Origin of the sequence: Agrococcus jejuensis, from assembly GCF_900099705.1 — a bacterium.
Taxonomy (GTDB): Bacteria; Actinomycetota; Actinomycetes; order Actinomycetales; family Microbacteriaceae; genus Agrococcus; species Agrococcus jejuensis.
Window position 1 is genome coordinate 3,128,377 of the sequence record NZ_LT629695.1, and the last position, 13,673, is coordinate 3,142,049.

Below are 13,673 nucleotides of genomic sequence, written 5' to 3' on the forward strand. Positions count from 1 at the left end.
CGTCGCAGCGACCACCGACAGCGGCGGGGCTGTGCTCAGTCGCGCGCTGCGAACGCCGCGAGCACGTCGTCGACCGTGACCTCGGCGAGCGATGCGACCGAGTGCGTCGGCGCGAACCCCGGATCGGGGGAGTGGCTGCGCACGAACCACAGCGTCATGCCCGCTGCGACCACCGCCGCCGAGCCGGGCCCCGAGTCCTCGACGCCGATCGAGCGCTCGGGGTCGACGCCGAGCAGCGCCGCCGCCGTGAGGTATGCCTCGGGGTGCGGCTTCGGATCGGTCACGTCGTCGCTCGTCACGACCACCTCGAGCGAACCCGCAGGCGCTGCGCGCACGAGCGCGTCGGCGTTCGCGCGCGCGGCGTTCGTCACGAGGGCCGTGGGGATGCCGGCGTCGGCGAGCGCCACGAGCAGCTCGTGCGCGCCGGGCAGCCACGGCACGTCGTCGCCGACCGCATCCGCCACCATGCCCACGGCGCGCGCCCGCAGGTCCGCGTCGCTGCCCGGCATGCCGCGCGAGCGCATGTCGGCCGTCCACCACTCCATGGGCTTGCCCACGTAGCGATCGCAGTCGGCCTGCGTCCACTCCACGCCCTCCGCGGCGCACATCGCCATGAGCGATGCGTGCCACACGGGCTCGGTGTCGACGAGGGTGCCGTCCATGTCGAAGCAGATGCCGCTGCGTGTCATGCGCCCCCGGCGCGACTCGAACGCGCAACCGTCGGATTAGAAGGCCGATGCTCTATCCATTGAGCTACGGGGGCAGTGCCTCGATCCTACGAGTCGCCGATGCACGGTGGCCGCGCGCCGCGCGTGCCCTTCGGCCTGCGCATAGGGCGCTCGCCTAGGGTTGCCGCGTGCTGATCACGACGCTCGCCGCCGCCTCGACCGCCGCATCCGACGAGCTCACGGGCGTCGCCGCGTGGGCGGTGGGTCTCATGGAGACCATCGGTGCGCCCGGCGCGGCGGTCGCGATCGCCGCCGAGAACCTCTTCCCGCCCATCCCCAGCGAGGTCATCCTGCCGCTCGCGGGCTTCACGGCCGCGCAGGGCGGGTTCTCGCTCGCGGAGGCGCTCATCTGGACCACGGTCGGCTCGGTCGTCGGCGCCCTCGCGCTCTACCTCGTCGGTCGCATCCTCGGCCACGACCGCGTCGTGTGGGTCGCCGAGAAGATGCCGCTCGTGCGCGCCGACGACGTGCACAAGACCACGGCGTGGTTCCGCAAGCACGGCGGCAAGGCCGTGCTCCTCGGGCGCGTGCTGCCGATCTTCCGCAGCCTCATCTCGATCCCAGCGGGCATCGAGCGCATGCCGATCTGGAAGTTCCTCGCACTCACGACGATCGGCTCGGGCGTGTGGAACACGATCTTCGTCATGGCGGGCTTCACGCTCGGCCGCAACTGGCACGCGGTCGAGCCGTACGCCGACGTGCTGCAGTGGGTCGTCATCGTCGCCGTCGTCGCCGTGCTCGCCGTGTGGGTGCTGCGCCGCGTGCTCGACGACCGCAGGCGCCGCACGGCCGGCCTCGACCCGGAGACCGGCGAGCCGGTCTGATCGGCGCCGCCGGCGCACCGGTCTGAGTCCGGGCTCGGACACGCCCGGCCACGCGCTCGGAAGTTCTTCGCGCGGATCGGGAATGGATGCGCCGCATCCTGAGTTGTTCGAATTCGAAGCAGATGGCGGCGCGCCCCGCGTTCGCCGCCGCTCCCACCACGAACCCCCTCGAGGAGTCACCATGACCGACACCATCACCGTCGCGCAGATCCCCGGCTACGTCGCAGGCACGTACGCGATCGACGCCAGCCACTCGACCGTGAGCTTCTCGGTGCGCCACGTCGTCGCCAAGGTGCGCGGCGTCATCGAGCACATCGACGGCACCATCGTGCTCGCCGACGACCCGGCCGCCTCGACGGTGACCGCGAACGTCGACCCCGCGACGATCAACACGCGCAACGCCGACCGCGACGCGCACCTGCGCTCGGGCGACTTCTTCGCCACCGACGAGCACCCGCAGTGGACCTTCCGCTCGACGGGCGCCCGCGTCGTCGACGGCGAGTACCTCGTCGACGGCGTCATCCAGCTGCGCGGCATCGAGCGCGAGATCACCCTCGCCCTCGAGCTCGGCGGCTTCGGCATCGACGGCTTCGGCAACCCGCGCGTGGGCGCCACGGCCACGTTCACGATCAGCCGCGACGAGTACGGCATCTCGTTCAACACGACGCTCGAGACCGGTGGCCTCATGCTCGGCGACGACGTCAAGGTCGAGGTCGAGATCTCCGCGGTCAAGCAGTAGCGACCAGCGAGCCGGCGCATCCGGCGACCGACGCCCGGCAGGCTCGCCCTGCCGGGCGTCGTGCTGCCCGAGACGTCAGCCCTGCCCGCGGCGTCAGCCCTGCCCGCGGCGTCAGCCCTGCCCGCGGCGTCAGCCCTGCCGGAAGCAGTCGATCGCGTCGTCGATCGACCAGAACTCGCCCAGCGAGAGGTACCGGTGGCTCCGCGGCAGCAGCCGGCGCGCGCGGAAGCGATCGCCGTCTGCGCCCGGCAGGCGCTCGATGTGGCCGACGACGTCGCCGCTCGCGCGCGACACGCGCCACATCGACTCGTTGACCTGCGCCATGGCGATGCCGAAGCGCGCGGGCAGATACGCGGTGGTGGTGGACATCCCTGCCTCCTTCGTGATCGCCGGCCGGCCCCGGATGCCTCGAACGTAGGTGCGACCACCGACACGCCGAGCGCGACCGTCGCGCGGTGCGGCGCTGACGGACGCCTCGGCGTGCGATGCCGCGCCGGCGCGCGGCGATCGCGGCTCCACAGCCGGCGCCTCTCCACAGCCATCCCGGCGGCGTCGCCCGACCGTCGGCGCCGACCGCGATGGTGCTCGCATGACCGATCGCATCACCATCGAGGGCACCGCCGGCTCGACGCCGCAGCTGCGCACCATCCCGTCCGGACGCCAGGTCGCGAACCTGCGCGTCGCATCCACCCTGCGCAAGCAGGATCCGTCGACGGGCCAGTGGTCCGACGCCGGCACCAACTGGTACTCCATCGCCGTGTGGGGCGACCTCGCCGCGCACGTCGCGCAGTCGATCCGGCAGGGCGACCCCGTGCTCGTCACGGGCAGGCTCCGCATCACGACGTGGGGCGACGACGATCGCCCCGCGACGACCGTCGAGATCGAGGCCGACGCCATCGGCCACTCGCTGAGGTGGGGCACGACGGCGTTCCAGCGCGCGTCGCGCGCGGCGTCGGAGTCCGCGAGCGTCGCCGCGCCAGCGGCCGCCGCCGCGCCGGCCGTCGATGCGCAGGGCTGGGCGACGCCCGGCGCTGCCGCGTCCGCGACCGACGTCGAGCCCGCCGCGCTCCAGCCGGTGCTCGCCGGCGTCGACGACGACGTGCCCTTCTGACCCCCGCGCGCCGACGTGGCAGGCGCGTCGGCGCGCGGGTCCTCCCGGCGCGGCGTCGATAGGCTGGCGCGGGTCGCATCGCGACCGCACGGCCGTCGGGGAGACCGCGCCGTGCCACGGACTCAGGGGGAGCGCGATGCGTCGCCAGGCAGCACTGCTCGCAACCGGGATCGCCGCGGTGCTCGCGCTCGCAGGATGCGGCGGCGACGCTGCACCGGCGCCGTCGCCCAGCGCCTCCGCGGCGCCGAGCGAGTCGGCACCACCCGCCGAGGAGCTCACGGGAGCGGCCGCGCTGCAGCAGCAGTTCGCCGACGTGCTCGCCGCGAACGACGTCGCCGGCCAGCCCGATGGCGAGGCGCTCGTCGCCGCGCTCGTCGCCGCCGGCTTCGACCAGGCCGCCATCGAGCGCAGCGACGACGTCGACGTGCAGGGCAACCCCGTCGCGCTCATGACCGTCGCCGTGCGCGTCGACCAGGAGTGCCTGCTCGGTCAGGTCGGGCACGGCGCACCGACGTCGACGATCGTGCCGGTGCTCGGCACGGGCACGTGCCTCGTCGCACCCTTCACGCCCTGACGCATCCCCGCGCGACCCCGGCCGCGGCATCCGAGCCCCTCGCGGGCCCGTAGACTCGACACCATGGCCGAGTACGTGTTCTCGATGGTGCGCGCCCGCAAGACGGTGGGCGACAAGGTGATCCTCGACGACGTGACCACGGCGATCCTGCCGGGCGCGAAGATCGGCGTCGTGGGTCCCAATGGTGCGGGAAAGTCGACGATCCTCAAGATCATCGCGGGGCTCGACCAGCCCTCGAACGGCGAGGCCAGGCTCTCGGCCGGCTACTCCGTCGGCATCCTCATGCAGGAGCCCGAGCTCGACGAGTCGAAGACCGTGCTCGAGAACGTCCAGGAGGCGTTCGGCGAGATGCGCGGCAAGATCGACCGCTTCAACGAGATCTCCGCCGAGATGGCGAACCCCGACGCCGACTTCGACGCCCTCATGACCGAGATGGGCACGCTGCAGGAGGAGATCGACGCCGCCGACGCGTGGGACCTCGACTCGCAGCTCGAGCAGGCGATGGATGCGCTGCGCTGCCCGCCCGGCGACTGGTCGATCGAGAACCTCTCGGGTGGTGAGCGCCGCCGCGTCGCGCTGTGCAAGCTCCTGCTCGAGAAGCCCGACCTCCTGCTGCTCGACGAGCCCACGAACCACCTCGACGCCGAGAGCGTGCAGTGGCTCGAGCAGCACCTCGCGAAGTACCCCGGCGCCGTCATGGCCGTCACGCACGACCGCTACTTCCTCGACCACGTCGCGACGTGGATCTGCGAGGTCGACCGCGGTCGCCTCTACCCCTACGAGGGCAACTACTCGACGTACCTCGAGAAGAAGCAGGAGCGCCTGCAGGTGCAGGGCAAGAAGGACGCCAAGCTGCAGAAGCGCCTCTCGGAGGAGCTCGAGTGGGTGCGCTCCAACGCCAAGGGCCGCCAGGTCAAGTCGAAGGCGCGTCTCGCGCGCTACGAGGAGATGGCTGCCGAGGCCGAGCGCACGCGCAAGCTCGACTTCGAGGAGATCCAGATCCCCGTCGGCCCGCGACTGGGCTCGCTCGTGCTCGAGGCGAAGGGCCTGCAGAAGGGCTTCGACGACCGCATCCTCATCGACGGCCTGTCGTTCTCGCTGCCGCGCAACGGCATCGTGGGCGTCATCGGCCCGAACGGCGTCGGCAAGTCGACGCTCTTCAAGACGATCGTGGGCCTCGAGCCGCTCGACGGCGGCGACCTGAAGATCGGCGAGACCGTGAAGATCTCGTACGTCGACCAGGGCCGTACGAACCTCGACCCGCAGAAGACGCTGTGGGAGGTCGTGTCCGACGGGCTCGACTTCATCCAGGTCGGCGCGACCGAGATCCCCAGCCGCGCGTACGTGTCGCGCTTCGGCTTCAAGGGCCCCGACCAGCAGAAGAAGGCCGGCGTGCTGTCGGGTGGCGAGCGCAACCGCCTCAACCTCGCGCTCACGCTCAAGCAGGGCGGCAACCTGCTGCTGCTCGACGAGCCGACCAACGACCTCGACGTCGAGACCCTCGGCAGCCTCGAGAACGCGCTGCTCGAGTTCCCTGGCTGCGCGGTCGTCGTGACGCACGACCGGTGGTTCCTCGACCGCACGGCGACGCACATCCTCGCCTACGAGGGCACCGACGACGACCCGTCGAACTGGTACTGGTTCGAGGGCAACTACGAGGCGTACGAGGAGAACAAGATCGAGCGCCTCGGTCCCGACGCTGCGAAGCCGCACCGCTCGACGTACCGCAAGCTCACCCGCGACTGACATGGGCGAGCCCGTCGGTGCGCGCATGCGCGTCGCCGTGCCGATGCGGTGGCGCGACCAGGATGCGTTCCAGCACGTCAACAACTCGACGATGCTCACGATCCTCGAGGAGGCGCGCGTGCGCGCGTTCTTCCGCACGGGCGACGAGGATGCGCCGCCGACGGCGATCCTCGACCCGGGCCTCGACGCGGGCACGCTCACGCTGATCGCGAGCCACCACATCGAGTACCTCGCGCCCGTGCCGTACCGGCGAGCGCCGCTCGAGGTCGAGATGTGGTTCTCGCGCATCGGCGGCTCGAGCGTCGAGCTCTGCTACGAGGTGCGCGACGAGCCCGCGGGCCGCATCGCGGTGCGGGCGGCGTCGACGTTCGTCATGGTCGACGTCGACTCGGGGCGGCCGCGCCGGCTCACCGACGACGAGCGCGCCGCGTGGGCGCCCTTCGTGGGCGAGCCGCTCGCGTTCCGGCGCTGACGCGGCGACGCAGACCCGCTACGCGGCGTCGGTGCGGCCACTACGCTGGCGAGCACCGACGGAAGGATCCGCGATGACCCAGACTGCCGAGCAGGCCGCGTCGACGACGACGATCGAGCCCATCCCGCATTGGATCGGGGGCGAGCCGCGCATCGCCACGGGTGGGCGCACGGCGCCCGTGTTCGATCCGGCGCTCGGCAGGCAGATCCGCGAGGTGCCGCTCGCGTCGGCCGACGAGCTGGGCGAGGCGGTCGCAGTGGCGAAGGCTGCGGCTGCCGAGTGGCGCGACACGTCGGTCGCGAAGCGGCAGCAGGTCATGTTCGCGTTCCGCGAGCTCGTGTCCGCACGTCGCCAGCAGATCGCGGAGCTCATCACGAGCGAGCACGGCAAGGTCGTGTCGGATGCGCTCGGCGAGGTCGCGCGCGGCCTCGAGGTCGTGGAGCTCGCGACGGCGTTCCCGCTGCTGACGAAGGGCGAGTTCACCGAGAACGTGTCGACGGGCGTCGACGTGTACTCGCTGCGCCAGCCGCTCGGCGTCGTCGGCATCATCTCGCCGTTCAACTTCCCGGCCATGGTGCCGCTGTGGTTCGCGCCCGTCGCGATCGCCGCGGGCAACGCCGTCGTGCTGAAGCCGAGCGAGAAGGATCCGTCTGCGGCCGTGCTGATCGCCGAGCTGTACCGCGAGGCGGGGCTGCCTGACGGAGTCTTCAACGTCGTGCACGGCGACAAGGAGGCGGTGGATGCGCTGCTGACGCATCCCGACGTCGCGGCGATCTCGTTCGTCGGCTCGACGCCCATCGCGCAGTACGTCTACGAGACGGCGTCGCGCGAGGGCAAGCGCGTGCAGGCCCTCGGTGGCGCGAAGAACCACATGCTCGTGCTGCCGGACGCCGACCTCGACCTCACGGCCGACGCCGCGGTGAACGCGGGCTTCGGCTCGGCGGGCGAGCGCTGCATGGCGATCTCCGTCGTCGTCGCGGTCGAGTCGATCGCCGACGAGCTCGTCGAGCGCATCGCCGCGAAGATGGCGGGCATCCGCACGGGCGACGGTCGCCGGTCGTGCGACATGGGCCCGCTCATCACGCAGGTGCACCGCGACAAGGTCGCCGGCTACCTCGACGTCGCGACGGCCGACGGCGCGACGCTCGTCGTCGACGGCCGCGAGGCGGAGTTCGACGGCGAGCCCGACGGCTTCTGGCTGGGCCCGACGCTCGTCGACCACGTCGAGCCGTCATCGGCCGTCTACCGCGACGAGATCTTCGGCCCCGTGCTGTCGGTCGTGCGCGTCGCGTCGTACGAGGAGGGCATGGCCCTCATCGCGTCGAACCCCTACGGCAACGGCACCGCGATCTTCACGAACGACGGCGGCGCCGCGCGGCGCTTCCAGCACGAGGTCGAGGTCGGCATGGTCGGCGTCAACGTGCCGATCCCCGTGCCCGTCGGCTACTTCTCGTTCGGCGGCTGGAAGTCGTCGATCTTCGGCCAGGGCAAGGCGTACGGCCCGCACGGCTACCAGTTCTTCACGCGCGAGAAGGTCGTGACGAGCCGCTGGCTCGACCCGAGCCACGGCGGCCTGAACCTGGGCTTCCCGCAGAACTAGCGGGGTCCGCCGGCCGCGGTCGTACGACCGCCGTCGGGGGACGAGGGCGGCCGCGTGCGCAGCCCGCTCTCGACGGCGCCGTACGCCGGTGGCAGGGTGACACCACGCCGGGCGGACCTTCGACGCATCGCGCCGACCGACCCGACATGAGGACGGGCTCATGGTCGAGGACACGCCAACGCACGCACGGCACGAGCCGGCACCGCACGAGGGGCCGCACGACGTCGATGCCCACGCGGTCGCCGTCGACCTCGTCGACGCCGACGACGCCATCCACCTGGAGCTCGAGCGCGAGCTGATGATCGACCCGTCGAACGTCGAGGCCGTCACCCGCCTCCGCAAGCAGACGTTGGCGCTGCTGCGCCCTGCGCCGCTGCGCTCGTATCGGTGGCCGGACTCCTGGTACATCCCGGGCGGGGCCGACTACCGCGAGCATTGGATCCTGCCGCCGGAGCTCGACCACCGATACGCCTGGCAGGCGAAGAACCTCATCGGTGGGCAGTCGGCGGGGAGCTTCGGGGATGCGCAGTCGGGTGCGGTGTTCGGATGGAGCAACGCGTCGAGCCTCGACGCAGACACGATCGGATTCGGCCGGGTCGGCGCCTACGTGCGGCCCGCGACCACCCTCGCGACCTACGAGCTGTCGGCGAGCATCGAGGCCCTGAGCGAGTGGAGGTGGCAGTTCCTGCCGAGCGCGGGCGCGAGCCCGTGGGCGAGCTTCCACTACCGATGCACGGCGTACGTGCTCGCGTGGCTCGTGAGCCCTGTCGACGGCAGCTGGGAGCTGCTGCGACCGTTCGGTGCGCGCACGCTCCTGCGGCAGCAGGCGAGCGGCCAGGGGGAGTTCGCGGTGCAACGTCGGTCGCACGCGTTCTCCGACCTCAGCGTGCGCGTGCAGCTCGAGGGTGGTCGCACCTACGCGGTCGGCGTCTCGTTCGAGGCGCAGGCGACGCCGTCGGTCGTCGATCGGGACGGGAGGCCCTACGTGCGGCGGCCGGAGGACAGGACGCTCGCGTACGCGGGACTGTCGGGCCGCGTGCCGAGGATCGTCGCGCGTCGCGTGGTGACGCACATCGCGTAGCGCTCAGCGCTCGCGCTCGAGCACCGCCCAGATCTCGGTCGAGCCGTACTCGCCCGTGAAGCCGTTGACGCCGTCGTCGACCATGACGGCCTCGCGGCGCATGCCGAGGCGCTCGGCGATGCGCGCCGACGACTGGTTCTCGTGGTCGAGCACCGCGGTGACGCGGTGCGCGCCGATCGCCCACGCGAGCTCGAGCGCCGCGCGCCCGGCCTCGGCGGCGTAGCCGCGGCCGCGGTGCTCGGGCGCGAGGATCCAGCCGATCTCGGCCTGCCTGCCCGCGGCATCGGTCAGCTTCACGACGGTCTCGCCCACCAGGGTGCCGTCGTGCTCGATCGCGATGCCGTACGCGTCGCCGTCCTTCGCGAGCGCTGGCGTCTCCGACATCCGGGCGCCCATCTGCTCGGGCGTGAGGATGGGCCGCCACAGGTACCGCACGGTGTCGGGGTCGGACTGGTACGCGCGGAACGCATCGAGGTCGTCGGTCGTGAACCGGCGCAGCACGAGCCGCTCGGTGCGCAGCGGCAGCGCAGCGTCGATCGTCGCGGTCGCGACGGCGGGGTCGATGGGGGAGACGGGCACGCTCACCCCTCGACGGGCAGGCGCACCATGCCCTCCTGCGCGATCGTCGCGACGTGGGTGCCGTCCTGCGCGTGCACGCGCGCGAGCGTCAGGCCGCGGCCGCCGCCGGTCGACGACACCTCGAGCGACATGAGCAGCCACTCGTCGACGCGCACGGGGCGGTGCCACCACACGGCGTGGTCGAGGCTCGCGACCTTGATGTCGCGCGACGACCAGCCATACCCGTGCAGGCGCAGCACCGGCTCGAGGATCGCGTAGTCCGACAGGTAGGCGAGGGCGGCGCGGTGGATGGCGTCGTCGCCGTCGAGCGGGCCGATCGCCCTGATCCACACGTGCTCGACGCCCGAGCGCGGGCGGTCGCGGTCGTGCAGGTACACGGGGCCCTCGACGTGGCGGATGTCGAACGGGCGCCCGCGCGACCAGTGCTGCGCGACGGGGTGGTCGATGCCGCCGAGCAGCTCGGCCGCCGACGGCAGCGACTCGGGGTCGGGCATGCCCTCCGGCATGGGCGACTGCGACTCGGCGCCGCCGTCGTCGTCCTGGAACGACGCGATCATCGACAGGATCGGCACGCCGCCCTGGTAGGCCTGCGTGCGCCGCGTGGCGAACGAGCGGCCGTCGTGGATGCGGTCGACCGAGAACGTGATCGGCTGTGCGACGTCGCCGGGGCGCAGGAAGTAGCCGTGCACCGAGTGGATGCGACGGTCGTCGGCGACGGTGCGCTGCGCGGCGACGACGGCCTGCGCCATCACCTGCCCGCCGTACACGCGGCCGAGCGGCATCCAGTGGCTGGGACCCGTGAAGATGTCCTCGCTCGTGCGGGCGCCGGTGTCGACGAGGTCGAGCGTCTCGCGCAGCAGGGCCATGGGGTCGGCCGGGGGAGGCGGGGGCATCTCGGGGGCGGCGCTCACGGCTGCCAGCCTAGCCAGCGCGCGGGCGCGCCCAGGACGCGCGCGCGTACGCTGGAGCCATGCCCTCCCTGCTGGCGGTCGACGACCGTGCTCGCGCCGACGTGCGCACGCTGCTGGGCCGCGCCGGCCGCTTCGGCGAGACGAGCGTGCGGCTCACGGCGCACGGCGACGTCGTGCTCGTGACCGTGCCGCTCACGGTGTCGAGCGGCCTGCTCGACGCAGGCCCGACGATCCTCGGCATGCGCGCCGTGCGCATGCGCGACGCGGCGGAGTTCGACGCCGTCGTGCCGGCCGACGCCGTGATGGATGCGCTGGGCGAGGGCGCGGACCTCGACGTGCCGGCCGCGGCGACCCTGCCGGCCTGGGCGTCGCTCTCGGCGCCGCGAACGGGCTGGCAGCCGCTCGGCGACGTCGCGGCCGACGACGTGCGGCTCGGCGCGAGCGCCGCCGCCGCCCGCGTGGAGCGCGAGCTGCCCGCGAGTCCCGGCGACGCCGTGGTGCGCAAGGTGCGCCGCTCGGTGTGGAGCCAGGGCCTCGACGGCCACCCGCTCACGCTCGGCCACTGCGCGGCGCTCGAGGGCCTCGGCTTCCTCGGCACCGACCGCGTCGCCGTCACGGGCGTCGGTGCCTGGACGCGCGCCTCCACGCGCCTCGGCGACGTGCTGGTGCGCTGATGCGCTCGCTGGTGCCCGACCCCACGAATCCGTGGCCGCACGACATGGTGCTGCGCAGCGCGCGCGCCGAGCCGCAGGTGCTCGCGACGCTCGCTGTGGCGGAGGCGTGGCGCATCGACCTCGGCATCCCCGCGCTCGTGCCGGCACCGATCGGGGTGGTCGTGGGGGACCGTCCGCTCGATGCGGCGCCCAGGGCGCTGACGGCCTGGCGCGACGCACTCGTGCCGACGCGGCTGCCGGGCGTCGAGATGCCGTACGGCGTGCGCGGTCTCGGGATCGGTGACGATCGGCTGCGGGCGCTGGGGGTCGACGTCGACGCCCTGCATCGCTGGACGGCGAGCATGCCCGCCGAGCGTGACGACGTGCCGCTCGACGAGCAGCCCGAGCGCCGCGACATCCCCTCGACGGTGCTCGCGTGGGAGGCCGGCCTGGTCGACGTGCTGACGTTCCCGCTGGGTGGCGGCTGGGCGGCGCGCGCCGACTCCACGCTGCTCGTCGACGAGACGACGCGCCGCGACCCGGCCCGCTACGTCGACGTGCTGCTCGCGTTCGCGGGCGACGCGCTGCCGCGCATCAGCTGACGCGAGCCTCCCGCACGATCGCACGCCCGGCCCGCAGGCCCGAGTGCAGGCATCCGCCGAGGAACGTGCCCTCGAGCGAGCGGTAGCCGTGCACGCCGCCGCCGCCGAAGCCCGCGGCCTCGCCGACGGCGTAGAGGCCGGGGATGGGCCCGGTCGTGCCGTCGGCGCGGGCGCTGAGCACGCGCGAGTCGAGGTCGGTGAGGATGCCGCCGAGCGACTTGCGCGTGACGGTGCGCAGGCGGAAGGCGACCATGGGCGCGTGGCCCTCGTCGGTGAGCCGGTGCGGGGGAGCCGTGCGGATGATCCGCTCGCCCACGAGCTCGCGCGCCCGCTCGATCGCCACGATCTGCGGGTCGGTGCCCGGCGCGTCGATGCCGCGGTCGCGCTGCGCGACGGCGCGGCGCACGCGGTCGGCGTCGAGGCCGGGCTCGAGCGCGCGCATGCCGTCGAGCAGCGCGTCGAGGTCGGGCGCGACGACGACGTCCTCGCCGTGGTGCAGGAAGCCCTGCACGCCCACCGACCCGTTGCGGATGCGGTCGAGCACGAGCCGCAGGCTGCGATCCGAGAAGTCGGGGTTCTGCTCGGAGCCCGACAGCGCGATCTCCTTGCGCAGGATGGTCGAGGTGAGCACGAACCACGAGTGCTCGTGGCCGCCGTGCCGCAGGTGCTCGAGCGTCGAGAGCGTGTCGAAGCCGGGATAGAGCGGCGCGGGCAGGCGATCGCCGACCGAGTCGACCCACAGGCTCGACGGGCCGGGCAGGATGCGGATGCCGTGGTGCGGCCACACGGGATCCCAGTTGGCGAGGCCCTCGGTGTAGTGCCACATGCGGTCGCGGTGCACCACGGAGGCGCCGGCCGCCTCGGCCACGTCGAGGCCGCGGCCGTCGACGTGCGCCGGCACGCCGACGAGCGGCGCGGTCGGCATGGCGCCGAGGCGCTCGGGCCAGTCGCGGGCGACGGAGGCGAGCGCGCCGCCCGTGCCGCCCGTCGCGACGACGACGTGGTCGGCCGTGAGCGCGAACTCGCCCACGACGTCGCGGCTCGACGACTCGCCGCGCACGGCGACGTCGGGCGCGAGCACCGCGCCGCGCGCACCCGTCACGCGGCCACCGTCGACGGTGAGCGCATCCACGCGGTGGCGCATGCGGATCGTCACGAGTCCCGCATCCACGCCGTCGCGCACGGCGCGCGTGAACGGCGCGACGACGCCCGGCCCCGAGCCCCACACGATGTGGAAGCGCGGCACGGAGTTGCCGCGTGTGCCGTCGCCGCGCTCCGCGTGCCCGATGACGGGGAAGAACCGCACGCCCAGGCCGTGCAGCCACGGCCGCGCCTCGCCCGCTGCGAACTGCAGGTACGCCTCGGCCCACTGTCGACCCCACTCGTCGCCCGCGTCGTCGAAGCCCGCGGTGCGGAACCAGTCGTCGCGCGCGAGCTCGAGCGAGTCGCGGATGCCGAAGCGCCGTTGCTCTGGCGAGTCGACGAGGAAGACGCCGCCGAACGACCACCACGCCTGCCCGCCGAACGACGCGGCGGGTTCCTGGTCGACGATCGTGACGGTGCGGCCGGCGCGCACGGCCTCGCGCGCGACGACGAGGCCGGCGAGGCCGGCGCCGATGACGAGCACGTCGCTGTGCGGCACGGCAGGCTCCTAGAGGGTCGCGGGCGGGTCGGCGCGGAACGCGGGGTTGCGGTTCACCATCGCGTGGGCCGCACGGTCGAGGTAGTCGAGCAGCTCCTCGCGCAGCAGCGGCGGCGGGCCCGCGACGTCGACGGCCGCACGCATGTGGTGCAGCCAGCGGTCGCGCGCCTCGGGGCCGATGGGGAAGGGCGCGTGGCGCATGCGCAGACGCGGATGCCCGCGCTCCTGCGAGTACGTGCCGGGGCCTCCCCAGTACTGCTCGAGGAAGCCCGTCAGCCGCTCCTTCGCCCCGTCGTAGTCATCCTGCGGGTACATGGGCCGCAGCAGCTCGTCGGTCCACACGCCCTCGTAGAACGCGTCGACGAGTCGCTCGAAGAACGCGCGTCCGCCGACCTGCTCGTAGAACGTCAC

Annotated in this window: 16 protein-coding genes and 1 tRNA gene; 10 read left to right on the forward strand and 7 right to left on the reverse strand. The window is 73.0% G+C overall.

Features of this window, described 5'->3' with window-relative positions; translation table 11 throughout:
- Positions 1–35: 35 nt before the first annotated feature.
- A complete protein-coding gene (locus tag BLQ67_RS14810; RefSeq protein ID WP_092506329.1) occupies positions 36–689 on the reverse strand; it encodes an HAD family hydrolase in 654 nt (217 codons plus the stop codon).
- A gap of 1 nt (position 690) precedes the next feature.
- Positions 691–763: transfer RNA gene (locus BLQ67_RS14815), tRNA-Arg, on the reverse strand.
- 93 nt (positions 764–856) lie between these two features.
- On the opposite strand from BLQ67_RS14815, the gene BLQ67_RS14820 reads away from it, so the two are divergent.
- Positions 857–1,552, forward strand: a complete 696-nt coding sequence (locus tag BLQ67_RS14820) for a DedA family protein (protein WP_231945076.1) — start codon at positions 857–859, stop codon at positions 1,550–1,552.
- Between the two features lie 181 nt (positions 1,553–1,733).
- The gene (locus BLQ67_RS14825; protein WP_092506331.1) at positions 1,734–2,291 is read left to right on the forward strand and encodes a YceI family protein; all 558 of its coding nucleotides are present in this window, start codon (positions 1,734–1,736) and stop codon (positions 2,289–2,291) included.
- Between the two features lie 129 nt (positions 2,292–2,420).
- Here the strand turns inward: BLQ67_RS14825 and BLQ67_RS16525 are convergent, their stop codons facing one another.
- On the reverse strand, positions 2,421–2,660 hold the full coding sequence (locus tag BLQ67_RS16525; protein WP_157674869.1) for a hypothetical protein: 240 nt from the start codon (positions 2,658–2,660) through the stop codon (positions 2,421–2,423).
- A gap of 220 nt (positions 2,661–2,880) precedes the next feature.
- Between BLQ67_RS16525 and BLQ67_RS14835 the strand changes: the two genes are divergently transcribed.
- The 6 genes from BLQ67_RS14835 to BLQ67_RS14860 all read left to right on the forward strand — a co-directional run bounded on the left by BLQ67_RS14835 (position 2,881) and on the right by BLQ67_RS14860 (position 8,875).
- Positions 2,881–3,402, forward strand: a complete 522-nt coding sequence (locus BLQ67_RS14835) for a single-stranded DNA-binding protein (RefSeq protein ID WP_092506334.1) — start codon at positions 2,881–2,883, stop codon at positions 3,400–3,402.
- A gap of 136 nt (positions 3,403–3,538) precedes the next feature.
- A complete protein-coding gene (locus tag BLQ67_RS14840) occupies positions 3,539–3,976 on the forward strand; it encodes a DUF6993 domain-containing protein (RefSeq protein WP_092506336.1) in 438 nt (145 codons plus the stop codon).
- Positions 3,977–4,039: 63 nt separating this feature from the next.
- Complete coding sequence (gene ettA, locus BLQ67_RS14845; protein WP_092506338.1) at positions 4,040–5,722, forward strand: energy-dependent translational throttle protein EttA; 1,683 nt, start codon at positions 4,040–4,042, stop codon at positions 5,720–5,722.
- 1 nt (position 5,723) lies between these two features.
- On the forward strand, positions 5,724–6,194 hold the full coding sequence (locus tag BLQ67_RS14850; RefSeq protein ID WP_092506340.1) for an acyl-CoA thioesterase: 471 nt from the start codon (positions 5,724–5,726) through the stop codon (positions 6,192–6,194).
- 73 nt (positions 6,195–6,267) lie between these two features.
- Positions 6,268–7,794, forward strand: coding sequence for a CoA-acylating methylmalonate-semialdehyde dehydrogenase (locus tag BLQ67_RS14855; protein ID WP_092506342.1), 1,527 nt, complete (start codon positions 6,268–6,270; stop codon positions 7,792–7,794).
- Positions 7,795–7,954: 160 nt separating this feature from the next.
- Positions 7,955–8,875: a hypothetical protein gene (locus BLQ67_RS14860; RefSeq protein ID WP_092506344.1), complete on the forward strand. Its 921-nt coding sequence runs from the start codon at positions 7,955–7,957 to the stop codon at positions 8,873–8,875.
- A gap of 3 nt (positions 8,876–8,878) precedes the next feature.
- On the opposite strand, the gene BLQ67_RS14865 is transcribed toward BLQ67_RS14860, so the two are convergent.
- Together BLQ67_RS14865 and BLQ67_RS14870 are read right to left on the reverse strand one after the other, a co-directional pair.
- Positions 8,879–9,454, reverse strand: a complete 576-nt coding sequence (locus tag BLQ67_RS14865; RefSeq protein WP_197674613.1) for a GNAT family N-acetyltransferase — start codon at positions 9,452–9,454, stop codon at positions 8,879–8,881.
- 2 nt (positions 9,455–9,456) lie between these two features.
- The gene (locus BLQ67_RS14870; RefSeq protein WP_407922496.1) at positions 9,457–10,320 is read right to left on the reverse strand and encodes an acyl-CoA thioesterase; all 864 of its coding nucleotides are present in this window, start codon (positions 10,318–10,320) and stop codon (positions 9,457–9,459) included.
- 104 nt (positions 10,321–10,424) lie between these two features.
- Between BLQ67_RS14870 and BLQ67_RS14875 the strand changes: the two genes are divergently transcribed.
- Together BLQ67_RS14875 and BLQ67_RS14880 are read left to right on the forward strand one after the other, a co-directional pair.
- On the forward strand, positions 10,425–11,039 hold the full coding sequence (locus BLQ67_RS14875) for a hypothetical protein (protein ID WP_092506346.1): 615 nt from the start codon (positions 10,425–10,427) through the stop codon (positions 11,037–11,039).
- A gap of 11 nt (positions 11,040–11,050) precedes the next feature.
- Positions 11,051–11,620, forward strand: a complete 570-nt coding sequence (locus BLQ67_RS14880; protein ID WP_157674870.1) for a hypothetical protein — start codon at positions 11,051–11,053, stop codon at positions 11,618–11,620.
- On the opposite strand, the gene BLQ67_RS14885 is transcribed toward BLQ67_RS14880, so the two are convergent.
- Both BLQ67_RS14885 and BLQ67_RS14890 read right to left on the reverse strand, forming a co-directional pair.
- Positions 11,613–13,262 (reverse strand): FAD-binding dehydrogenase, encoded by a 1,650-nt coding sequence (locus BLQ67_RS14885; RefSeq protein ID WP_092506350.1) that lies wholly within the window; start codon positions 13,260–13,262, stop codon positions 11,613–11,615. The two genes, BLQ67_RS14880 and BLQ67_RS14885, sit on opposite strands and share 8 nt — an antisense overlap.
- A gap of 9 nt (positions 13,263–13,271) precedes the next feature.
- Positions 13,272–13,673, reverse strand: a complete 402-nt coding sequence (locus tag BLQ67_RS14890; protein WP_172802350.1) for a globin — start codon at positions 13,671–13,673, stop codon at positions 13,272–13,274.

Excerpts from the sequence above, each read along its gene's own strand:
- ettA (WP_092506338.1), top strand. The coding sequence starts at position 4,040 with ATGGCCGAGTACGTGTTCTCGATGGTGCGCGCCCGCAAGACGGTGGGC.
- BLQ67_RS14835 (WP_092506334.1), top strand. The coding sequence starts at position 2,881 with ATGACCGATCGCATCACCATCGAGGGCACCGCCGGCTCGACGCCGCAG.
- BLQ67_RS14855 (WP_092506342.1), top strand. The coding sequence starts at position 6,268 with ATGACCCAGACTGCCGAGCAGGCCGCGTCGACGACGACGATCGAGCCC.
- BLQ67_RS14875 (WP_092506346.1), top strand. The coding sequence starts at position 10,425 with ATGCCCTCCCTGCTGGCGGTCGACGACCGTGCTCGCGCCGACGTGCGC.
- BLQ67_RS14870 (WP_407922496.1), bottom strand. The coding sequence starts at position 10,320 with ATGGCCCTGCTGCGCGAGACGCTCGACCTCGTCGACACCGGCGCCCGC.
- BLQ67_RS14850 (WP_092506340.1), top strand. The coding sequence starts at position 5,724 with ATGGGCGAGCCCGTCGGTGCGCGCATGCGCGTCGCCGTGCCGATGCGG.
- BLQ67_RS14825 (WP_092506331.1), top strand. The coding sequence starts at position 1,734 with ATGACCGACACCATCACCGTCGCGCAGATCCCCGGCTACGTCGCAGGC.
- BLQ67_RS14840 (WP_092506336.1), top strand. The coding sequence starts at position 3,539 with ATGCGTCGCCAGGCAGCACTGCTCGCAACCGGGATCGCCGCGGTGCTC.
- BLQ67_RS14810 (WP_092506329.1), bottom strand. The coding sequence starts at position 689 with ATGACACGCAGCGGCATCTGCTTCGACATGGACGGCACCCTCGTCGAC.
- BLQ67_RS14860 (WP_092506344.1), top strand. The coding sequence starts at position 7,955 with ATGGTCGAGGACACGCCAACGCACGCACGGCACGAGCCGGCACCGCAC.
- BLQ67_RS16525 (WP_157674869.1), bottom strand. The coding sequence starts at position 2,660 with ATGTCCACCACCACCGCGTATCTGCCCGCGCGCTTCGGCATCGCCATG.